A 20,997-nucleotide genomic window follows, 5' to 3' on the forward strand; every position below is an offset into this window, starting at 1 on the left:
ACACCATTCCCCTGTGGGAGCGAGCTTGCTCGCGATGGGGCCGGCGAAGACACCGGCCCCATCCAGGCTGAAAACAGCTATCAGCCCTTGAACACTTCATCCAGCAAGTTATGCATCGACGTGAACGCCCGGGCAGCCACCTTGGCGTCATACATCATCATGCCCGGCACATTGGCGTGCGGGTCGGTGAACGAGTGGAACGCACCGCCATAGCTCAGCAACTGCCAGTCCACACCCGCCGCGTTCATTTCGTCTTCGAACGCCGGCAACTGCTCCTTCGGCACCAATGGATCGGATGCGCCATGCAGCACCAGGACCTTACCCTTGATGTTTTTCGCATCAGCCGGATTCGGTGTGTCCAGCGTGCCGTGGAACGACACCGCGGCCTTCACCGGCGCGCCGGTACGGGCAAACTCCAGGGCACAGCAACCGCCGAAGCAGAAACCGAAAGTGGCCAGTTTCGAAGTATCGACAGCCACTTCACCCTGGCTTTGTAGCTGCTCGAACGCCACCTGCATGCGCTTGCGCAGCAATGGGCGGTCATTCTTCAACGGCATCATGGCCGCGCCGGCCTCGTCATTGTTCGTCGGTCGAACCGATTGACCGTAAAGGTCTGCGATCAGTACCACATAACCCTTGGATGCCACCGACTTGGCGATCTCCTCGGCACCGGCGCTGACGCCCATCCAGTTCGGCGCCATCAACAAGCCCGGGCGCGGGCCTTTATGGTCGGCATCGAAGGCCAGACGGCTTTCGTAAGCCTGGCCGTCAATCTGATAGGCAACGGAACGTACAGTGATTTGGCTCATTTCTGACTCCTGATGTTTTAGCACCGAAATGAAAAAACCCGCCGAAGCGGGTTTTTCTACAACACCGTCAGGCCGATAGCTCGACCAACAGCTTGTTCAGACGGCGCACATAGGCCGCCGGGTCTTTCAAGCTGTCGCCGGCCGCCAGGGCCGCCTGATCGAAGAGGATGTGCGACAGGTCGCCGAAGCGCTCGTCGCTCTGCTCGTTGTCGAGCTTCTCGATCAGCGGGTGAGCCGGGTTGAATTCGAAGATCGGCTTCGAATCCGGAACCTTCTGACCGCTGGCTTCCAGGATCTGGCGCATCTGCAAGCCCAGGTCCTGCTCACCGATGGCCAGGATTGCCGGGGAGTCGGTCAGGCGATGGGAAACCCGCACTTCAGCAACGGACTCGCCCAATGCGGTTTTCAGACGCTCGACCAGACCTTCTTTGGCCTTGGCGACTTCTTCCGCTGCCTTCTTGTCCTCTTCCGAGTCCAGGTTGCCCAGGTCCAGGTCACCGCGCGCTACGTCGACAAAGCTCTTGCCGTCGAAGTCGCTGAGGTAGCTCATCAGCCACTCGTCGATACGGTCGGTCAGCAGCAGCACTTCGATGCCTTTCTTGCGGAAGACTTCCAGGTGCGGGCTGTTCTTGACCTGGGCGTAGGTTTCGCCGGTCAGGTAGTAGATCTTGTCCTGACCTTCCTTGGCGCGCGCCAGGTACTCGGCCAGGCCGACAACCTGCTCGCCATCATCGCCGTGGGTCGATGCGAAACGCAGCAGACCGGCGATTTTTTCCTTGTTAGCGAAATCTTCTGCCGGGCCTTCTTTCATGACCTGACCGAAGTTTTTCCAGAAGCCCTTGTATTGCTCAGGCTCGTTCTTCGCCAGTTTTTCCAGCATGTCCAGGACGCGCTTGGTCAGCGCCGACTTCATCGAGTCGATGATCGGGTCTTTCTGCAGGATTTCCCGCGACACGTTCAGCGACAGGTCGTTGGAGTCGACCACGCCCTTGATGAAGCGCAGGTACAGCGGCAGGAAGGACTCGGCCTGATCCATGACGAACACGCGCTGCACGTACAGCTTCAGGCCTTTCGGCGCCTCACGCTGGTACAGGTCGAACGGCGCACGGGTCGGCACGTACAGCAATGAGCTGTATTCGAGCTTGCCTTCGACCTTGTTGTGGCTCCAGCTCAGCGGATTTTCGAAATCGTGAGCGATGTGCTTGTAGAACTCCTGGTATTCCTCGTCCTTGATATCGGTACGCGGACGGGTCCACAGGGCGCTGGCGCGGTTGACGGTTTCCCACTCAACGGCCGGCTGTTCTTCACCTTCGGCAGCGGCCACTTCTTTCGGCAGCTCGATCGGCAAGGCGATGTGATCGGAGTACTTCTTGATGATGTTGCGCAGACGCCAGCCATCGGCGAACTCGTCTTCACCGGACTTCAGGTGCAGGACGATGCGAGTGCCGCGCTCAGCCTTGTCGACGGTTGCGACTTCGAAATCGCCTTCGCCTTTGGACGACCAATGCACGCCTTCGCTGGCCGAGCTGCCGGCGCGACGGCTGAACACATCGACTTTGTCGGCGACGATGAAGGCGGAGTAGAAACCAACGCCAAACTGGCCGATCAGGTGCGAGTCTTTCTTCTGGTCGCCGGTCAGGTGCTTCATGAAATCGGCAGTGCCGGACTTGGCGATGGTACCCAGGTGGGTGATCGCGTCTTCGCGGCTCATGCCAATACCGTTGTCTTCGAGGGTGACGGTTTTAGCGTCCTTGTCGAAGCTCACGCGGATTTTCAGTTCGGCGCCACCTTCCAGCAGCTCTGGCTTGGCCAGGGCTTCGAAACGTAACTTGTCGACAGCGTCAGAGGCGTTCGAGATCAATTCGCGAAGGAAAATTTCCTTGTTGGAATACAGCGAATGGATCATGAGATGCAGCAGCTGCTTCACCTCGGTCTGGAAGCCCAGGGTTTCCTTTTGAGTTTCCACACTCATGGTCATCAAACTCCAATCAGATGGCATAAGCCGCGACCTTGAGGATCGACGGCGGGTTGTCCTCAGAGTTTGGGGCTGAGTTCAGGATTTCAAGGGCTCTTCGAGTTTGAAATGTGCACGGGCCGTGGCAATGGGCTCGGCTTCGGTGCTTTGCCAGGCGGTAATCGCCACATTGGCGACCCGGCGACCCTGGCGCCAAACCTGGCATCGGGCCCAGGTATCGCGAAACTGCCCGGCCCGCAGGTAATCCAGGGAGAAGTCGATGATCTTCGGCACCCCGGGCGTTCCGGTAAACACCAACAGGTGCAGCGCCGCGGCCAATTCCATGAAACCGGCGATCACACCGCCATGAATCGCCGGCAACAAGGGGTTACCGATGTTGTCCTGGTTCGCTGGCAGCTTGAACAACAACTCATCTCCCACCCGGGAACATTCGACGCCGATCAGCCGGGCATAGGGAATCAAATCCAGCAACGAGGCGTAATCGCCCTGTTCATGGGCCTTTTGCAACTGATCTTTCAGCGACTCGCTCATTGCGCACCTCCGGTAACCGCGCCACCAAAGCCCTTGGTGCCTTTGATGTTCTTTCCCATGCGCATGAAAGTGCCCATCACATGGGCAATGGGTTGCCCGGGGTCATCCTGATAGGCGAAGCCACGGGCAAAAATCACGTCGGTGGTGACCCGATAGCACTGGGCAAAGCCGTAGACATCCTTATGTGGTTCGGCGGCGTGCATGTAGTCGATGCGCAGGTCCAGAGTCGGGCAGACTTCGAATTCCGGGAGCACGCAGAGGGTCGCCATGCCACAGGCGGTGTCCATCAGCGAAGTCAGCGCTCCGCCATGAATCACGCCGGTTTCGGGATTGCCGACGATCTGCGGGCTGTACGGCAGCACAATCGTCAGCCCTTCGTTGCTGGCGCTGTGAACGCTTAGTCCAAGTACCTGGCAATGTCGCAGCGCCGACAGAAAGCGCTTTGCACGCTCAAAAACGGGGTTTTCAGTCATTTGATAAAAACTCTTGTTTATGTCTGTACAGTGCGGTGGCGGTCCGGGTAAAAGTTCCACACTAGAACAAACTTATATATCTGAAAAAATTAAGGAACTTAACCCTGATGCGTGGGCTCTTAATGCCAGTAGATGCTTTTCATCAGGAGAAACACCCCATGCGTAAGACTTTAGCTATTGCCTTGATGTTGACCGCTTCCCTCGGTCTCGCTGCCTGCGATAAAAAATCCGAGGACAAAGCTCAAGATGCGACCAAACATGCCGAGCAAGCTCAGCAGGACATGAACAAAGCTCAGGATAAAGTGAACGACGCTGCGAAAGAAAACGCCGAAGCTGCCAAAGCTCAGGCCGAATCGAACGCAGAAGCGGCAAAAGAGGCCGCTCCAGCCGCTCCGGCCGCTCCGGCCGCTCCAGAAGCACCTAAGAACTAATACGGTTTTTAGAGTGGCAAAAGAAAACCCGCCAAGTGCGGGTTTTCTTTTGCCTTAAAAAAAATGGTTAGAGCAAAATCGTTCGAAAAGTCGGACTAATCATCAACAACAGCGAACAGATCAATCCCACCAGCCAAACCAAACTGCGCTGCCAGGCCAGATCCTTCCAGTAACACACCAGGTAAATAACCCGCGTGATCACGAATATGATCGCCAGGCAGTCGATCAGCCAGCCCGCCGTCTGCGTGGTATGCGCCATCAACACACCCACCGCGAACAATATGAACGCTTCGAAACTGTTCTGATGCGCCGCCACCGCCCGAGCTCCCAGACCTGTGAGTTGCATCTGCTGTTGGCGCGGCAGGTGGTTATCGTAACCACCCTGCTCTTTCATGGCCCTGGTCACGGGCATTCGCGCCAGATAAATCAACACCGCACTGATAAACACGCACCAGAATGGAATACTCATCAAGCTGCCTCTTTAATTGCCTCCGGCAACGGCGCCTCTGTAGGGGTATAGACCATCACATCAAGAACGTCGGAATGAAACTCGCGGTGGTACAAAACAAACACGACGCCGGCACTCATCAACATGAACAGCCACGGGCTGACAAACCAGGCCAGCATGGTCATGCCGAAGTAGTAGGAACGCAGCCCGAAGTTGAACTGGTTGGCAGCCATGGAGATGACGCGAGCGGCGCGTGACGCGAATGCTTTGCGCTCTTGCTCCGATACATGGCGCTCACCGACCATCGGCGCCGAACCCACCAGTACCGCCGCAAAGTTGTACTGGCGCATGCACCAGCTGAACGTGAAGAACGCATAGACAAACACCAGCGCCAGGCACAGCAACTTGATTTCCGACATGCCCTGGGACGCCTGTTGCACCATCGGGATATCCGCCAACAACGATACCGCCCGTTCCGAAGCCCCCAATACCGTGAGAATACCGGCCAGGATAATCAATGTACTGGAGGCGAAGAACGACGCATTGCGCTCCAGATTGCCGATCACGCTGGCATCGGCGATGCGGTTGTCGCGCAGCAGCATGCGGCGCATCCAGTCTTCACGATACAGGTGCAGCACACTGGCCAGGCACGCGGTGTCACGGCCTTTCCATGTGGCATAGCGGGTGTACCCGCCCCAGCAGATAACAAACCAGACGGCGGCAAGAATGTGGATCAGGTTGGCTTGGATGAACGACATGCAGATCCTTGTGATGTGTTTGCGGTGTACATAAACCCTGTAGGAGCGAGCTTGCTCGCGAAGACCCTGAGAGCAACGCGTTTATCCAGAAATCACGCGCTATAGTTCACGACCTTCGCGAGCAAGCTCGCTCCTACAAGGGCCATGGCAGTATTTCGACGTTAGCGCAGAAGAAAAGACACCGCATCACCCCATAAAAAAATGCCCCGTATCGATTGATACGGGGCATTTCTGTTTTGTTCACAGGCCCGTTTGTGACGGGCCGGTAAAGCTTAAGCCAGCGCTTCTTCGCGCTTGCCCAACATACGGTCGCAGACCACGGCGACCACCAGCGTCATCACCGACGGCACCAACCACGCCAGGCCCTGCTCGCTAAGCGGCAGGTGGGCCATTTGTGTCGGCATCCAGTCCGCCAGGCCGGCCCCCTTAAGGGCATCGATCAGGCCGAAGATGAACGACACCAGCATCACCGGGCCGAGGATACGACCCTGCTCATGCCAGAAGTCCTTGCAGAAGCTCAACGCCACCAGAACGATGCACGGCGGGTAGATCGCGGTCAGTACCGGGATCGAGAACGCGATCAGCTTGGTCAGGCCCAGGTTGGACACCAGCAGCGAGAACGCCGCCAGGATGATCACCAGTGTCTTGTAAGACAACGGCACCACACGGCTGAAGTACTCGGCGCAGGCACAGGTCAGGCCGACCGCGGTCACCAGGCACGCCAGGGAGATCAGCACGGCAAGGAAACCACTGCCCAGCGAACCGAAGGTGTGCTGCACGTAAGCGTGCAATACCGCCGCGCCATTGGTAGCGCCAGCGGCCACTTCATGGCTGCCCGAACCTAGACGGAAAAGGCTGACATACACCAGCGCCAGACCCACGCCGGCGATGAGCCCGGCGATGATCGCATAACGGGTGATCAGTGCTGGCGACTCGACGCCGCGGGAACGGATGGCGTTGACGATGACGATGCCGAACACCAGGGCGCCCAGGGTATCCATGGTCAGGTAACCATTGATGAAGCCTTGGGAAAACGGTGCTGCAACGTATTCAGGGGTTGCATGGCCAATGTCACCGGCCGGCAAGGCGAATGCTGCAATGCCCAGCACGGCCAGGGCGATGATCTTCAGCGGCGCGAGGAAGCGCCCTACGGTATCCAGCAAACGGCCCGGATACAGCGAGATGAAGAACACCAGCAGGAAGTAAACCGAGCTGTAGAGGAACAGCGCCAGCGGGCTCTCGCCGGTCAGGGGCGCCAGGCCCACCTCGAAGGATACCGTCGCGGTACGTGGCGTCGCGAACAGCGGGCCAACAGCGAGGTAGCAAGCCGCTGCCAGCAGGCCACCGGCCACTTTACCGATCGGGCTGCTCAAGGCATCCATTGCTCCGCCGACCTTGGCCAGCGCCACAACAGTGATCACCGGCAGACCAACTGCGGTGACCAGGAAACCCAGCGCCGCCATCCAGACATTGGGCCCGGACTGTAAACCGACGATAGGTGGGAAGATGATGTTGCCAGCCCCGACGAACAGGGCAAACGTCATAAAACCAAGTGCCAGGATGTCCTGGCCTTTCAACACTTTCATTAAGGAAATACCACACTACTGAATCGGAATTTAGAGAGGGATTTCCCTATGGGTGAGGGAAATGCTGTCAGTCCGTATAAGACCGACCCTTTTAGCGCGTTGCGCGCCTTGTGGGCCGCAGACGCAAAAATGGCGCATAGACTAACGAATTTGACCGATAAACGCACTGTTAGAGGGCGAACTATCCGATATACGACATCTTTGTGTCGCGTTTCTGCATGTTGATAGATGTCGCCTGTCAGTCCGCCATCGCGAGCAAGCTCGCTCCCACAGTTGACCGCGTTCCAATGTGGGAGCGAGCTTGCTCGCGATGGCGTCCGCACTGTCAACGCAAACCCCGGAAACGACAAAGGCCACCCGAAGGTGGCCTTTGTTTGGTGAAGCGTCAGCTAAGCGCGAGGCTTACTTGACAGCCCAACCAGTCAGCTCGGCCAGGGCCTTGCCGATGTCTGCCAGCGAACGCACGGTTTTAACGCCTGCGTCTTGCAGAGCAGCGAATTTCTCGTCTGCAGTGCCTTTGCCGCCAGAGATGATTGCGCCAGCATGGCCCATGCGCTTGCCCGGAGGAGCAGTCACACCAGCGATGTAGGATACAACCGGCTTGGTCACGTGTGCCTTGATGTAGGCAGCCGCTTCTTCTTCAGCCGAACCGCCGATCTCACCGATCATCACGATCGCTTCGGTCTTCGGGTCTTCCTGGAACAGCTTCAGGATGTCGATGAAGTTCGAACCCGGGATCGGGTCACCACCGATGCCGACGCAAGTCGACTGACCGAAACCGGCGTCAGTAGTCTGCTTCACAGCTTCGTAGGTCAGGGTGCCGGAACGGGAAACGATACCGACCTTGCCTGGCAAGTGAATGTGACCTGGCATGATGCCGATCTTGCATTCGCCTGGGGTGATCACGCCTGGGCAGTTAGGGCCGATCAGGACTACGCCCAGCTCGTCGCACTTAACTTTAGCGTCCAGCATGTCCAGGGTAGGAATGCCTTCGGTGATGCACACGATCAGCTTGATGCCGCCGAAAGCAGCTTCCAGGATCGAATCTTTGCAGAAAGGAGCCGGAACGTAGATCACGCTTGCGGTGGCGCCAGTGGCAGCTACGGCGTCTTTAACGGTGTTGAACACTGGCAGGCCCAGGTGCTCGGTGCCGCCTTTGCCTGGAGTTACACCACCAACCATCTTGGTGCCGTACTCGATGGCTTGCTGGGTGTGGAAACTACCTTGCGAACCGGTAATACCCTGGCAGATAACTTTGGTGTCTTTATTGATCAGGACGCTCATTATTTGCCCTCCGCAGCTTTGACAACTTGTTGAGCAGCGTCGGTCAGGCTGGTAGCAGCGATGATGTTCAAACCGCTTTCTGCCAGTACTTTAGCGCCCAGCTCAGCGTTGTTGCCTTCAAGGCGAACAACAACCGGGATTTTCACGCCGACTTCTTTCACTGCACCGATGATGCCTTCGGCAATCATGTCGCAGCGAACGATGCCGCCGAAGATGTTGACCAGTACTGCAGCGACGTTGGTGTCGGACAGAATGATCTTGAACGCTTCGGTAACGCGTTCCTTGGTAGCACCACCGCCCACGTCGAGGAAGTTGGCTGGTTTGCCGCCATGCAGGTTGACGATGTCCATGGTACCCATGGCCAGGCCAGCACCGTTGACCATGCAACCGATGTTGCCTTCCAGCGCTACGTAGTTCAGTTCGAACTTGGCAGCGTGCGCTTCGCGCGGATCGTCTTGCGACGGATCGTGGAAAGTCTTCAGCTTAGGCTGACGGTACATGGCGTTGGCGTCGATGTTGATCTTGGCGTCCAGGCAGTGCAGATCGCCGTCAGCCTTGATCACCAGCGGGTTCACTTCCAGCAGGGCCAGGTCGTGATCCTTGAACAGTTTGGCCAGACCTACGAAGATCTTGGCGAACTGGGCAACTTGCTTGCCTTCCAGACCCAACTGGAATGCCAGCTCGCGACCCTGGAATGGCTGAGCGCCAACCAGTGGATCGATAGTGGCTTTCAGAATTTTTTCTGGAGTGTCGTGAGCGATTTTCTCGATGTCCACGCCACCTTCGGTGGAAGCCATGAACACGATACGACGGCTCGAACGGTCAACGACAGCGCCCAGGTACAGCTCTTTAGCGATATCAGTGCACGATTCAACCAGGATCTTGGTGACTGGCTGACCATTGGCGTCAGTCTGGTAAGTCACCAGACGCTTGCCCAGCCACTGCTGTGCGAAGGCTTTGGCGTCTTCTTTGCTGCGAACCAGCTTTACGCCGCCCGCTTTACCGCGACCACCGGCGTGGACCTGGGCTTTGACAACCCACTCGCTGCCGCCGATTTTGTCGCAAGCTTCTGCTGCTGCTTCCGGGGTGTCTACCGCGTAACCGGTGGAAACTGGCAGGCCGTACTCAGCGAACAGCTGCTTACCCTGATACTCGTGAAGATTCATGCTTATTACCGTCTTCGTTAGGTACTGCGCATTCGGTGCTGCACTCATTCAAGTGCCGCACCACCTGTGACTGCTGCTTGCATAGCCTTTCCGGATACCCGGTGCAGCTATGCAAGACTGCGTCCAGCGGATATTCCGCGGTGAGTCTTGCATGCAAGGCTCACGACGGGCCATTCCGCCGTGGTTTCTTATTGTCTTAACGCTTCTTGCGGTTGGCGATGTGGATGGCGCCGCCATTCACAGCCAAAGCAGCTTCGTGCAAGGCTTCAGACAGGGTCGGATGGGAGAAAACCATCATGCCCAGGTCTTCAGCGCTGGTGCCGAATTCCATACCGATCGCGCCCTGCTGAACCAGTTCCGCAGCGCTCGGGCCAATCACGTGGACGCCCAATACGCGGTCTGTCTTGGCATCTGCGATGACCTTGACGAAACCACCGGTGTCGTTGGCAGCCATGGCACGGCCAGAGGCTGCGAACGGGAAGGTGCCGACGTTAACTTCAACGCCTTCAGCTTTCAAGGCCTGCTCGGTTTTACCGACCCACGCGATTTCCGGGTGAGTATAAATAACCGAAGGGATCAGATCATAGTTCATCTGGGCCTTGTGGCCCTTGATGCGCTCGACAACCATGATGCCCTCTTCCGAGGCCTTGTGTGCCAGCATCATGCCGCGAACCACGTCGCCGATGGCGTAAACGCCCGGTACGGTGGTGGCGCAGTGATCGTCAACGTGCACGAAACCGCGCTCGTCCAGGGTCACGCCGCAGTCGGCAGCCAACAGATCAGTGGTCACCGGACGGCGACCAACGGCTACGATCAGCTTGTCGAAAGTGATGTTCTGTTCGCCCTTGGCATCGGTGTAGTTCACCACGACTTCGTCGCCGTTCACTTTGGAACCGGTGACGCGAGCGCCCAGCTTGATGTCCAGACCCTGTTTGGTCAGGGTTTTCAGCGCTTCCTTGGAAACAGCGGTGTCCGCTGCCATCAGGAAGGTGTCCAGGGCTTCCAGGACAGTCACTTCTGCACCCAGACGCGACCAGACCGAACCCAGTTCCAGACCGATCACGCCAGCGCCGATCACGCCCAGACGCTTGGGTACGGATTGGAATTCCAGGGCACCAGTCGAATCGACGATCACATTCTGGTCAACCGGAGCTGGCGGAATGTCGATCGGACGCGAACCTGGAGCCAGGATGACGTTTTCGGCTTCGATGATTTCTACCGAGCCATCAGGCTTGGTGACTTCAACTTTCTTGCCGGCCAGCAGCTTGCCGTGACCCTGGATCGAGGTCACACCGTTGGCTTTGAACAGGGTCGCAACGCCGGAGGTCAGGCCTTTGACGATGTTGGCTTTACGGCCGACCATCGCCGGCACGTCCATGGTCACGCCAGCGTGATTGATACCGTGGATCGCGAAACCGTCCTGGGCTTCGTGGAATTTCCACGAACTGTCCAGCAGGGCCTTGGATGGAATGCAGCCGACGTTCAGGCAGGTACCGCCCAGAGCCAGTTTGCCTTCCTTGTCGGTGTACTTCTCGATGCAGGCCGTCGAAAGACCAAGCTGAGCGGCCTTGATGGCAGCCACATAGCCGCCAGGGCCAGCGCCGATCACTACTACGTCAAATTTCTGCGACATTCAAAAAATCCTCTTTAGCGAAAAGCTTCAAGCCGCGAGCGGCAAGCCAGGCTGCGGGTTTTCCGACAGCCCGGGCTTGCAGCTCATGGCTGCTTCTATCAGATATCCAGCAACAGACGAGCCGGATCTTCCAGCAGGTTCTTGATGGTCACCAGGAAGGTCACAGCTTCTTTGCCATCGATCAGACGGTGATCGTAGGACAGTGCCAGATACATCATCGGACGGATAACGACCTGGCCGTTGATGGCCATCGGACGCTGGATGATGTTGTGCATGCCCAGGATGGCTGCTTGTGGCGGGTTGACGATCGGGGTCGACATCATCGAACCGAAAGTACCACCGTTGGTGATGGTAAAAGTACCACCGGTCATTTCGTCCATCGACAGTTTGCCGTCGCGGGCTTTCTTGCCGAAGGTGGCGATGCCGCCTTCGATTTCAGCCAGGCTCATCAGTTCGGCGTTACGCAGAACCGGTACAACCAGGCCGCGATCGCTGGAAACTGCAACGCCGACGTCAGCGTAGCCGTGGTAAACGATGTCGCCGCCATCGATCGACGCGTTGACAGCCGGGAAGCGTTTCAACGCTTCGGTGGCTGCTTTCACGAAGAACGACATGAAGCCCAGGCGCACGCCGTTGTGGGACTTCTCGAACAGGTCCTTGTACTTCGAACGCAGCGCCATGACTTCGGTCATGTCGACTTCGTTGAAGGTGGTCAGCATCGCCATGTTCGATTGAGCTTCAACCAGACGCTTGGCCACGGTGGCACGTACGCGGGTCATCGGTACGCGCTTCTCGATGCGATCGCCTGCAGCGAATACCGGAGCGGCGGCGGCAGGTGCAGCAGCCTTGGCAGGCGCGGCAGCCGGAGCGGCTTTCTTGGCTTCGACAGCGGCAACCACGTCTTCCTTGGTTACACGACCATCTTTGCCGGTGCCTTTGACGGAAGCCAGGTTGATGCCGTTTTCTTCGGCCAGCTTGCGAGCAGCTGGAGCCGCGATAGCGTCTTCGTCAACGCCGGCAGCTGGAGCAGCGGCAGCAGCGGCCGGAGCAGCAGCGGCAGCCGGAGCGGCAGCCGGAGCGGCAGCAGCAGCGCCGCCTTCAACGATGGAGCCCAGAACTTCGTCGGACAGAACGGTTTCGCCTTCGTTCTTGACGATAGCGCCCAGCACGCCGTCAGCGGTAGCCAGCACTTCCAGCACGACTTTGTCGGTTTCGATGTCGACGATCAGTTCGTCGCGCTTGACCGCGTCGCCCGGTTGTTTGTGCCAGGTGGCAACGGTGCCATCGGCAACCGATTCCGGGAAAGTGGGGGCTTTGATCTCGATAGCCATTGTCTGTGGTTCCTTAAATTCGGTTTCAGGTGCGCGAAGGCGTTAAACAGTAAAGGCGTCTTGCAGCAGTTGTTCCTGCTGTTCGGCGTGCATCGATGCGTAACCGCATGCAGGTGCAGCAGAAGCCTCACGGCCCGCGTACTCGAGTACGAGAGACTTGTTGAGGTTGCTGATGCTGCGACGCATGTGGTGTTGGCTGCAGTACCACGCACCCTGGTTCATCGGCTCTTCCTGACACCAGACGGCATGCTTGACGTTGGTATAAGGAGCCAGGACTTCTTTCAAGTCGTCCTCAGGGAATGGGTACAGCTGCTCGATACGCACGACAGCGATGTCGTCACGACCTTCGGCACGGCGTTTTTCCAGCAGGTCGTAGTAGACCTTGCCGCTACACAGAACAACGCGCTCGACCTTTTTCGGGTCTTGGGCATCGATTTCCGGGATAACGGTCTGGAACGAACCTTCGGCCAGATCTTCCAGCGTCGAGATGGCCAGCTTGTGGCGCAACAGCGACTTCGGAGTCAGGACTACCAGTGGCTTGCGCAGCGGGCGGATCACCTGACGGCGCAGCAAGTGGTAGATCTGAGCCGGCGTCGTCGGCATGCACACCTGAATGTTGTGCTCGGCGCACAACTGCAGGTAACGCTCCAGACGAGCCGAGGAGTGCTCCGGACCCTGACCTTCATAACCGTGCGGCAGCAGCATGGTCAGACCGCACAGGCGGCCCCACTTGTGCTCGCCACTGGTGATGAACTGGTCGATAACTACCTGGGCGCCGTTGGCGAAGTCGCCGAACTGGGCTTCCCAGATAACCAGGGCATTCGGCGTGGTGGTCGAGTAACCGTACTCGAACGCCAATACCGCTTCTTCGGACAGGAACGAGTCGTACAGGTCGAAGCGTGGCTGACCGTCGTACAGGTTCTGCAGCGGGATGTAGGTGCCCGCGTCCTTCTGGTTGTGCAGGACAGCATGGCGGTGCGAGAACGTGCCGCGGCCGATGTCCTGGCCAGTCATGCGAATCGGGTGACCTTCGAACGCCAGGGTCGCGTACGCCATGGTTTCGGCGTAACCCCAGTTGATCGGCAGGCCGCCGGCTTGCATCTTCTGGCGGTCTTCGTAGATCTTGGCAACCTGGCGCTGAACCACGAAGCCTTCCGGGATTTCCAGCAGCTTGGCGGACAGTTCCTGCAAGGTCTTGAGGTCGAAGCGAGTGTCGTGACGCGCGGTCCAGGCGTGGCCCAGATACGGACGCCAGTCCACGAACAACTCTTTGTTCGGCTCTTTGACCAGGCTTTTCACTACGTGCAGGCCGTTGTCCAGCGCGTTGCGGTACTCGTCGACTTTCGCCTTGACACGCTCAGCATCCAGCACACCGGCCTGAGTCAGACGATCGGCATACAGCTCACGGGTGGTGCGCTGCTTGGTGATCTGCTGATACATCAGAGGCTGGGTGCCGCTTGGCTCGTCGGCCTCGTTGTGGCCGCGACGACGGTAGCAGACCAGGTCGATCACCACGTCACGCTTGAACTGCATGCGGTAGTCGATGGCCAGCTGGGTCACGAACAATACGGCTTCCGGATCATCACCATTCACATGGAGGATCGGCGCCTGGATCATTTTCGCAACGTCGGTCGCGTACTCGGTGGAACGCGAGTCCAGCGGGTTGCTGATGGTGAAACCGACCTGGTTGTTGATCACGATGTGCACGGTACCGCCGGTCTTGAAACCGCGGGTCTGCGACATCTGGAAGGTTTCCATGACCACGCCTTGACCTGCGAATGCAGCGTCACCGTGGATGGAGATCGGCAGAACCTTCTCACCGGTCGGGTCGTTGCGACGATCCTGACGGGCGCGAACCGAACCCTCGACCACCGGGGAAACGATTTCCAGGTGGGACGGGTTGAACGCCATGGCCAGGTGAACTTCACCGCCGGTGGTCATCACGTTGGACGAGAAGCCCTGGTGGTATTTCACGTCACCGGAACCCAGCTCGACCTTCTTCTTGCCTTCGAACTCGTCGAACAGCTCGCGCGGGTTCTTGCCGAAGGTGTTGACCAGCACGTTCAGACGGCCACGGTGGGCCATGCCAATGACGATTTCCTTGGTGCCGTAGGAACCGGAACGCTGGATCAGCTCGTCGAGCATCGGAATCAGGCTTTCGCCGCCTTCCAGACCGAAACGCTTGGTACCCGGGTATTTGGTGCCCAGGTATTTTTCCAGGCCTTCGCCGGCGGTCACGCGCTCGAGCAGGTGGCTCTTGATGTCGGCGGAGTACGTCGGACGACCGCGCACGCTTTCCAGACGCTGCTGGAACCACTGGCGCTGCTCGGAATCGGTGATGTGCGTGAATTCAGCGCCGATGGTGCGGCAATATGTCTGCTGCAACGCTTCGTGAATTTCGCGTAGGCTCGCTTCCTCTTTGCCGATGAACAGGTCGCCGGCACGGAAGGTCGTATCAAGATCGGCATTGGTCAAGCCGTAATGATTGATCGACAGGTCTGCAGGTGCAGGACGCTGCCACAGCCCCAGCGGGTCAAGCTGGGCTGCCTGGTGGCCACGCATACGGTAGGCCTGGATCAATCGCAGCACTTCAACTTGCTTCTTCTCGTGCTCACTGCTCACGCTGCCGGCGGAAACCGGTTGGGCGCGGCGCTGGTTCTTTGCCAGCAAGACGAAATGATCGCGAATTGTGGAGTGCGAAACATCGGTGGCAGAGTTGCCGTCAGCAGGCAACTTCTGGAAGTAGGTGCGCCACTCTTCTGGCACAGCGTTAGGGTCGTGCAGGTAGAGCTCGTAAAGCTCTTCCACATAGGCAGCGTTACTACCGGATAGGTAGGCGCTGTTCCACATGCGCTGCATCACGCTTTCTTGCATGCTTGGTCACCCTCGGTTAGGGGAACACCATCGATGTCGACACCGAGCAAACTTGCAGAAGTCCGAATGCAGCGACCAAAACAAGCCACTAGGATCACACTGATAGTCCGGGTACCAGCCCGGATGCCCCTGCTTGTCTCATTTCTTCAAAATAAGAGCCGCAGCCTTTTAAGCTGCTGCTCAGGTTAAAACTACGGCGCCGGTTGAAGCCTGCGCCGTAGCATCTACGGGTACAGCGGGTACAGCAGCTGAATCACACGCCGCTTGAGAGCAACATGTTACGGATGTGACCGATGGCCTTAGTCGGGTTCAGGCCTTTCGGACATACGTTGACGCAGTTCATGATCCCGCGGCAGCGGAATACGCTGAACGGGTCATCCAGCGAAGCCAGGCGCTCGGACGTCTTGGTGTCACGGCTGTCTGCCAGGAAGCGGTACGCTTGCAGCAGGGCAGCTGGACCCAGGAACTTGTCCGGGTTCCACCAGAAGGACGGGCAGGAAGTCGAGCAGCAAGCGCACAGGATGCACTCGTACAGACCGTCCAGCTTTTCACGTTCTTCAGGGGACTGCAGGCGCTCGATGGCCGGAGCCGGCGTGTCGTTCTGCAGGTATGGCTTAACCTTTTCGTATTGCTTGTAGAAGATGCTCATATCGACGACCAGGTCACGGATAACCGGCAAACCTGGCAGAGGACGAACGATCAACTTGTTACCTTTTACGACAGCAGACAGCGGCGTGACGCACGCCAGGCCGTTTTTGCCGTTGATGTTCATGCCGTCGGAACCGCAAACACCTTCACGGCAAGAGCGACGATAGGAGAAACCCTCGTCCTGCTCTTTGATCAGGGCCAGCACGTCCAGCACCATCAGGTCTTTACCACCGGTATCAACCTGGAATTCCTGCATGAACGGCGCGGCGTCCTGATCAGGGTTGTAACGATAAACGCTGACTTGCAACATGGCGGCCACCCTTAATAAGTCCGAATCTTAGGTTCAAAAGTCGGAACAGTCTTCGGCGAGAAGTTCACGGCACGCTTGGTCACGCGCTTGTCACCCGGGAAGTAAAGGGTGTGGCACAGCCAGTTTTCGTCGTCACGATCTTCGAAGTCTTCACGGGCGTGAGCACCACGGGACTCTTTACGTACTTCTGCAGCGATGGCGGTGGCTTCGGCCACTTCCAGCAGGTTCTGCAGTTCCAGAGCTTCGATACGTGCAGTGTTGAACGCCTGCGACTTATCGTTGATCTTCACGTTGGCGATGCGCTTGCGCAGGTCAGCCAGCTGGGCAATACCCTTCTGCATGTATTCGCCGGTACGGAATACACCGAAGTAGTTCTGCATGCAGTTTTGCAGCTCGCGACGCAGGGTTGCCACGTCTTCGCCTTCGGTACGCTCGTTCAGGGCGGACAGGCGCGCCAGGGCAGCCTGGATGTCGGCGTCGGTGGCCTCGTCGTATTCGATACCGTCGGTCAGCGCCTTTTCCAGGTGCAGGCCGGCAGCACGGCCGAATACCACCAGGTCGAGCAGCGAGTTGCCGCCCAGACGGTTGGCACCGTGAACCGATACGCAAGCCACTTCACCTACAGCGAACAGACCAGGAATGATCTCGTCCACGCCTTCGGCGTTCTGGGTGATTGCCTGACCATGAATGTTGGTGGCAACGCCGCCCATCATATAGTGGCAGGTCGGAACAACCGGAACCGGAGCAACAACCGGGTCAACGTGCGCAAAAGTCTTCGACAGTTCGCAGATGCCTGGCAGACGGCTGTGCAACACTTCTTCGCCCAGGTGGTCGAGCTTGAGCATCACGTGGTCGCCGTTCGGACCGCAACCGTTGCCGGCGATGATCTCTTTAACCATCGAACGGGCAACAACGTCACGACCGGCAAGGTCTTTGGCGTTCGGAGCATAACGCTCCATGAAACGCTCGCCGTGCTTGTTGATCAGGTATCCACCTTCACCACGGCAACCTTCTGTAACCAGTACACCAGCGCCGGCGATACCGGTCGGGTGGAACTGCCACATTTCGATGTCTTGTACCGGTACGCCAGCACGCAGCGCCATGCCAACGCCGTCACCGGTGTTGATCAGGGCGTTGGTGGTCGAAGCGTAGATACGACCTGCACCGCCGGTGGCCAGTACGGTGGCCTTGGCGCGGATGTAGGTGGTTTCGCCGGTTTCGATGCAGATGGCGATCACGCCGACGAACTCGCCTTCGCCGTTCTTCACCAGATCGACAGCGTAGTACTCGTTCAGGAACACGGTACCGGCTTTCAGGTTGCCCTGATAAAGGGTGTGCAGCAGAGCGTGACCGGTACGGTCGGACGCAGCGCAAGTACGCGCAGCCTGGCCGCCTTTACCGTAGTCCTTGGACTGACCGCCGAATGGACGCTGGTAGATACGACCTTGCTCGGTACGCGAGAATGGCATACCCATGTGGTCCAGCTCGTAAACGGCAGCCGGGCCTTCCTGACACATGTATTCGATAGCGTCCTGGTCACCGATGTAGTCGGAACCCTTGACGGTATCGTACATGTGCCAGCGCCAGTCATCGTTCGGGTCAGCGGACGCGATCGCGCAGGTGATGCCGCCCTGGGCGGATACAGTGTGCGAACGGGTCGGGAAAACCTTGGTGATCACGGCAGTCTTGTGACCGCCCTGTGCCAGTTGCAGCGCTGCGCGCATGCCGGCACCGCCACCACCAATAATGATGGCGTCGAAAGAAATCGTTGGAATGTTAGCCATGACTCAGATACCCCAGAGAATCTGCACGCCCCAGACGAAGTAAGCGAACATCGCAACGCCGCAGACTGCCTGGAAAAGGAAACGTATAGCGGTCGCGGACTTGCCGAACGCCATTGGCGTCAGGTAGTCGGTCGCGATGGTCCACATGCCGACCCAGGCGTGAGCGCCGAGGGCAACAAGGGCCAGGAGGCTGAAAATACGCATTCCGTTATGGGCGAACAGTTCATGCCACTGGGCGTACTCGAGGCCAGGGTTGGCCACGATGTATCCGATCAGGAAGATGAAGTAAGCCGCGAGAACGACCGCAGACACACGTTGCGCCATCCAGTCATAGAGGCCCGAACGCGACAGGTTCGTGACGTTAGTTACCATATCCAAACTCCTGCCAGAACGATTACCACCACGGAAACGGCGATAACGATTTTCGAGCCCAGCTTGCCGCCTTCCAGCGTCTCACCGATGCCCATGTCCATCATCAAATGGCGCACACCGGCTACCAGGTGATAAAGCAGAGCGGACAGGATGCCCCATGTCACTAGCTTGGCTAGCGGACTGGTCAGACACGCTTTCACCTGACCGAAGCCTTCCTCGGAGCTCAGCGACTTGTCCAATGCGTAAAGCATGATGGCAAGGCACACGAAGAGGATGACACCGGAGATTCGGTGAAGGATGGACGTGTAAGCAGTGACTGGGAGTTTGATGGTCCTTAGGTCTAGGTTTACAGGTCGTTGGCTTTTCACGGCTTTTTTTTCACACTGAAGAGCCCCTAACAATCAGGGCAAAGTTGTTGGGGAGTGCACTGGTCAGGTAACCACCACCCAGGGATGCGACCCCCAATGAAAGCAAGCCCAAAAGCCCTTGGCGGTCGGTGGCCGAGTATAGACAGTTAGGCTACTAATGACAACGCAAACACCTAACCCAAACAGCTGATTGCGCAACTGACATAAAAGGCGTAAATGGCAGCCAATTTCGAGAAAAAAGTCCGGTTAAAGCCTTCTGGAGCAAGACTTTAGGCAAATTGACATTCGAATTTATCTCACTATAGTGGTGCGGGCCCTGCGTGGGGGGTCTGTCTGATGATTTCAAGCATAAATAGGAGGCCACATGGCTGACAAAAAAGCGCAGTTGATCATCGAGGGCGCAGCCCCCGTCGAGCTGCCCATTTTAACCGGCACCGTTGGTCCCGATGTTATCGATGTTCGGGGCCTGACGGCCACGGGCCGTTTCACCTTTGACCCTGGCTTCATGTCGACCGCCTCGTGCGAGTCGAAGATCACCTATATCGACGGCGACAACGGCATTCTGCTGCACCGCGGCTACCCGATCGAACAGCTGGCTGAAAAGTCGGACTATCTGGAAACCTGCTATCTGCTGCTCAACGGCGAACTGCCGACCGCAGAACAGAAGGCCCAGTTCGTCAGCACCGTGAAGAACCACACCATGGTTCACGAGCAGCTGAAGACCTTCTTCAACGGCTTCCGTCGCGACGCCCACCCGATGGCCGTCATGTGCGGCGTAGTCGGCGCCCTCTCGGCGTTCTACCACGACTCCCTGGACATCAATAACCCGCAGCATCGCGAAATCTCCGCGATCCGCCTGGTTGCCAAGATGCCGACCCTGGCCGCGATGGTTTACAAGTACTCCATGGGCCAACCCATGATGTACCCGCGCAACGACCTGTCGTACGCGGAAAACTTCCTGCACATGATGTTCAACACCCCGTGCGAGATCAAACCGATCAGCCCGGTACTCGCCAAGGCCATGGACCGGATCTTCATCCTCCATGCCGACCACGAGCAGAACGCCTCGACGTCCACGGTGCGCCTGGCGGGTTCTTCGGGCGCCAACCCGTTCGCCTGTATCGCCGCCGGTATCGCTGCACTGTGGGGCCCTGCCCACGGCGGTGCGAACGAAGCCGTACTGACCATGCTCGATGAAATCGGCGATGTTTCGAACATCGACAAGTTCATCGCCAAGGCCAAGGACAAGAACGATCCGTTCAAACTGATGGGCTTCGGTCACCGCGTTTACAAAAACCGCGACCCGCGCGCCACGGTCATGAAGCAGACCTGCGACGAAGTATTGAAGGAACTGGGCATCCAGAACGATCCGCAACTCGAACTGGCCATGCGCCTGGAAGAGATCGCCCTGACCGACCCGTACTTCATCGAACGCTCGCTGTACCCGAACGTCGACTTCTACTCGGGGATCATCCTCAAGGCGATCGGCATTCCAACCAGCATGTTCACCGTGATCTTCGCCCTGGCGCGGACCGTCGGCTGGATCTCCCACTGGAAAGAGATGCTCTCCAGCCCGTACAAGATCGGCCGTCCGCGCCAGTTGTACACCGGCTACGAGTCGCGTGACATCACCAAGCTGGAAGACCGCAAGTAAGATCTGTCTTGCTGTAGCGTGTTGAGTTGTACCGGGAACGGCCTCTGCTTTTTATATAAAGAGCAGGAGGCCGTTTTTGTTTGTGCGCTTTTTTTGATGGTGTACATATCCGTTTCTGCGGTTACGGCCACTATTGGTTCCGCCCTTACGGCGGGTCACTTGGAAAAGCGCCAAGTAACCAAGCGCTTTTGCCCCTGACATTCGGTGCCTCGCCCAGGCTCGGCATTCCCTCGCTCCGGTCCTGCTCCGTGGGCCCGCCGCCATCGGCCATCCATGGCCGGGGGCGGCTAACCCGGCATCCATGCCGGGTTGCCCACTGCGCAGAACCTGCACTCGGCCTCACGGGGGGCGTACACCGCAACAGCGGTAGGAGCGAGCTTGCTCGCGATGGACGTCAACAATAACGCGTGCTGCCTGATTGATCGTGTTGTCCAGACGTTTTTCGCGAGCAAGCTCGCTCCTACAGGGCCGAGCGTTAGCTCGCCTGCAGCTCTTGATCTTGATCCACCCGCCCCCTCGGGAGGCTGAGCGGAGGTGTTTATCCGGGGATTGGCGCGCAGCG

Annotated in this window: 18 protein-coding genes; 2 read left to right on the top strand and 16 right to left on the bottom strand. The window is 58.2% G+C overall.

Annotated elements, in window-relative coordinates:
• Positions 1-80 precede the first annotated feature (80 nt).
• The 4 genes from AC1RDQ_RS23680 to AC1RDQ_RS23695 form a co-directional block, all read right to left on the bottom strand.
• On the bottom strand, positions 81-809 hold the full coding sequence (locus AC1RDQ_RS23680; RefSeq protein WP_489340034.1) for a dienelactone hydrolase family protein: 729 nt from the start codon (positions 807-809) through the stop codon (positions 81-83).
• Positions 810-876: 67 nt separating this feature from the next.
• Positions 877-2,781, bottom strand: coding sequence for a molecular chaperone HtpG (htpG, locus tag AC1RDQ_RS23685; protein ID WP_492588294.1), 1,905 nt, complete (start codon positions 2,779-2,781; stop codon positions 877-879).
• Between the two features lie 81 nt (positions 2,782-2,862).
• Positions 2,863-3,315 (bottom strand): PaaI family thioesterase, encoded by a 453-nt coding sequence (locus AC1RDQ_RS23690; protein ID WP_057715821.1) that lies wholly within the window; start codon positions 3,313-3,315, stop codon positions 2,863-2,865.
• Positions 3,312-3,788 carry a PaaI family thioesterase gene (locus tag AC1RDQ_RS23695; RefSeq protein ID WP_492588295.1) on the bottom strand — a complete coding sequence of 159 codons (477 nt, stop codon included), beginning with the start codon at positions 3,786-3,788 and terminating at the stop codon, positions 3,312-3,314. The genes AC1RDQ_RS23690 and AC1RDQ_RS23695 overlap by 4 nt, the downstream gene beginning before the upstream one ends.
• 158 nt (positions 3,789-3,946) lie before the next feature.
• On the opposite strand from AC1RDQ_RS23695, the gene AC1RDQ_RS23700 reads away from it, so the two are divergent.
• Positions 3,947-4,219 (top strand): hypothetical protein, encoded by a 273-nt coding sequence (locus tag AC1RDQ_RS23700; protein WP_057716651.1) that lies wholly within the window; start codon positions 3,947-3,949, stop codon positions 4,217-4,219.
• A 67-nt stretch (positions 4,220-4,286) separates the two neighbouring features.
• Here AC1RDQ_RS23700 and AC1RDQ_RS23705 read toward each other — a convergent pair whose 3' ends face one another.
• The 12 genes from AC1RDQ_RS23705 to sdhC form a co-directional block, all read right to left on the bottom strand.
• Complete coding sequence (locus AC1RDQ_RS23705) at positions 4,287-4,688, bottom strand: MAPEG family protein (RefSeq protein ID WP_057715823.1); 402 nt, start codon at positions 4,686-4,688, stop codon at positions 4,287-4,289.
• Complete coding sequence (locus tag AC1RDQ_RS23710; protein WP_057715824.1) at positions 4,688-5,425, bottom strand: DUF599 domain-containing protein; 738 nt, start codon at positions 5,423-5,425, stop codon at positions 4,688-4,690. Before AC1RDQ_RS23710 ends, AC1RDQ_RS23705 begins: the two co-directional genes overlap by 1 nt.
• A 272-nt stretch (positions 5,426-5,697) precedes the next feature.
• Positions 5,698-7,011, bottom strand: a complete 1,314-nt coding sequence (gene brnQ / locus AC1RDQ_RS23715; protein WP_057715825.1) for a branched-chain amino acid transport system II carrier protein — start codon at positions 7,009-7,011, stop codon at positions 5,698-5,700.
• Positions 7,012-7,413: 402 nt separating this feature from the next.
• A complete protein-coding gene (sucD, locus tag AC1RDQ_RS23720) occupies positions 7,414-8,295 on the bottom strand; it encodes a succinate--CoA ligase subunit alpha (RefSeq protein ID WP_007919877.1) in 882 nt (293 codons plus the stop codon).
• On the bottom strand, positions 8,295-9,461 hold the full coding sequence (gene sucC / locus AC1RDQ_RS23725; RefSeq protein WP_007919879.1) for an ADP-forming succinate--CoA ligase subunit beta: 1,167 nt from the start codon (positions 9,459-9,461) through the stop codon (positions 8,295-8,297). Before sucC ends, sucD begins: the two co-directional genes overlap by 1 nt.
• A gap of 196 nt (positions 9,462-9,657) precedes the next feature.
• Positions 9,658-11,094, bottom strand: a complete 1,437-nt coding sequence (gene lpdA, locus AC1RDQ_RS23730) for a dihydrolipoyl dehydrogenase (protein WP_007998079.1) — start codon at positions 11,092-11,094, stop codon at positions 9,658-9,660.
• Between the two features lie 98 nt (positions 11,095-11,192).
• Positions 11,193-12,425 (bottom strand): 2-oxoglutarate dehydrogenase complex dihydrolipoyllysine-residue succinyltransferase, encoded by a 1,233-nt coding sequence (gene odhB / locus AC1RDQ_RS23735; RefSeq protein WP_492588296.1) that lies wholly within the window; start codon positions 12,423-12,425, stop codon positions 11,193-11,195.
• A 42-nt stretch (positions 12,426-12,467) separates the two neighbouring features.
• The gene (locus tag AC1RDQ_RS23740; RefSeq protein ID WP_090453893.1) at positions 12,468-15,299 is read right to left on the bottom strand and encodes a 2-oxoglutarate dehydrogenase E1 component; all 2,832 of its coding nucleotides are present in this window, start codon (positions 15,297-15,299) and stop codon (positions 12,468-12,470) included.
• A gap of 253 nt (positions 15,300-15,552) precedes the next feature.
• Positions 15,553-16,257 (bottom strand): succinate dehydrogenase iron-sulfur subunit, encoded by a 705-nt coding sequence (locus AC1RDQ_RS23745; protein ID WP_008063297.1) that lies wholly within the window; start codon positions 16,255-16,257, stop codon positions 15,553-15,555.
• An 11-nt stretch (positions 16,258-16,268) separates the two neighbouring features.
• Positions 16,269-18,041, bottom strand: a complete 1,773-nt coding sequence (gene sdhA / locus AC1RDQ_RS23750) for a succinate dehydrogenase flavoprotein subunit (protein ID WP_057715828.1) — start codon at positions 18,039-18,041, stop codon at positions 16,269-16,271.
• A gap of 3 nt (positions 18,042-18,044) precedes the next feature.
• Positions 18,045-18,413 (bottom strand): succinate dehydrogenase, hydrophobic membrane anchor protein, encoded by a 369-nt coding sequence (sdhD, locus tag AC1RDQ_RS23755; protein WP_008049683.1) that lies wholly within the window; start codon positions 18,411-18,413, stop codon positions 18,045-18,047.
• Positions 18,407-18,781, bottom strand: a complete 375-nt coding sequence (sdhC, locus tag AC1RDQ_RS23760; RefSeq protein ID WP_057715829.1) for a succinate dehydrogenase, cytochrome b556 subunit — start codon at positions 18,779-18,781, stop codon at positions 18,407-18,409. The genes sdhD and sdhC overlap by 7 nt, the downstream gene beginning before the upstream one ends.
• A 364-nt stretch (positions 18,782-19,145) precedes the next feature.
• On the opposite strand from sdhC, the gene gltA reads away from it, so the two are divergent.
• Positions 19,146-20,435 carry a citrate synthase gene (gltA, locus tag AC1RDQ_RS23765; RefSeq protein WP_007977501.1) on the top strand — a complete coding sequence of 430 codons (1,290 nt, stop codon included), beginning with the start codon at positions 19,146-19,148 and terminating at the stop codon, positions 20,433-20,435.
• Positions 20,436-20,997: the final 562 nt, after the last annotated feature.

This window comes from Pseudomonas sp. GW823-FHT02E01, from assembly GCF_058797535.1.

Excerpts from the sequence above, each read along its gene's own strand:
- AC1RDQ_RS23680 (WP_489340034.1), bottom strand. The coding sequence starts at position 809 with ATGAGCCAAATCACTGTACGTTCCGTTGCCTATCAGATTGACGGCCAG.
- htpG (WP_492588294.1), bottom strand. The coding sequence starts at position 2,781 with ATGAGTGTGGAAACTCAAAAGGAAACCCTGGGCTTCCAGACCGAGGTG.
- AC1RDQ_RS23690 (WP_057715821.1), bottom strand. The coding sequence starts at position 3,315 with ATGAGCGAGTCGCTGAAAGATCAGTTGCAAAAGGCCCATGAACAGGGC.
- AC1RDQ_RS23695 (WP_492588295.1), bottom strand. The coding sequence starts at position 3,788 with ATGACTGAAAACCCCGTTTTTGAGCGTGCAAAGCGCTTTCTGTCGGCG.
- AC1RDQ_RS23700 (WP_057716651.1), top strand. The coding sequence starts at position 3,947 with ATGCGTAAGACTTTAGCTATTGCCTTGATGTTGACCGCTTCCCTCGGT.
- AC1RDQ_RS23705 (WP_057715823.1), bottom strand. The coding sequence starts at position 4,688 with ATGAGTATTCCATTCTGGTGCGTGTTTATCAGTGCGGTGTTGATTTAT.
- AC1RDQ_RS23710 (WP_057715824.1), bottom strand. The coding sequence starts at position 5,425 with ATGTCGTTCATCCAAGCCAACCTGATCCACATTCTTGCCGCCGTCTGG.
- brnQ (WP_057715825.1), bottom strand. The coding sequence starts at position 7,011 with ATGAAAGTGTTGAAAGGCCAGGACATCCTGGCACTTGGTTTTATGACG.
- sucD (WP_007919877.1), bottom strand. The coding sequence starts at position 8,295 with ATGAGCGTCCTGATCAATAAAGACACCAAAGTTATCTGCCAGGGTATT.
- sucC (WP_007919879.1), bottom strand. The coding sequence starts at position 9,461 with ATGAATCTTCACGAGTATCAGGGTAAGCAGCTGTTCGCTGAGTACGGC.
- lpdA (WP_007998079.1), bottom strand. The coding sequence starts at position 11,094 with ATGTCGCAGAAATTTGACGTAGTAGTGATCGGCGCTGGCCCTGGCGGC.
- odhB (WP_492588296.1), bottom strand. The coding sequence starts at position 12,425 with ATGGCTATCGAGATCAAAGCCCCCACTTTCCCGGAATCGGTTGCCGAT.
- AC1RDQ_RS23740 (WP_090453893.1), bottom strand. The coding sequence starts at position 15,299 with ATGCAAGAAAGCGTGATGCAGCGCATGTGGAACAGCGCCTACCTATCC.
- AC1RDQ_RS23745 (WP_008063297.1), bottom strand. The coding sequence starts at position 16,257 with ATGTTGCAAGTCAGCGTTTATCGTTACAACCCTGATCAGGACGCCGCG.
- sdhA (WP_057715828.1), bottom strand. The coding sequence starts at position 18,041 with ATGGCTAACATTCCAACGATTTCTTTCGACGCCATCATTATTGGTGGT.
- sdhD (WP_008049683.1), bottom strand. The coding sequence starts at position 18,413 with ATGGTAACTAACGTCACGAACCTGTCGCGTTCGGGCCTCTATGACTGG.
- gltA (WP_007977501.1), top strand. The coding sequence starts at position 19,146 with ATGGCTGACAAAAAAGCGCAGTTGATCATCGAGGGCGCAGCCCCCGTC.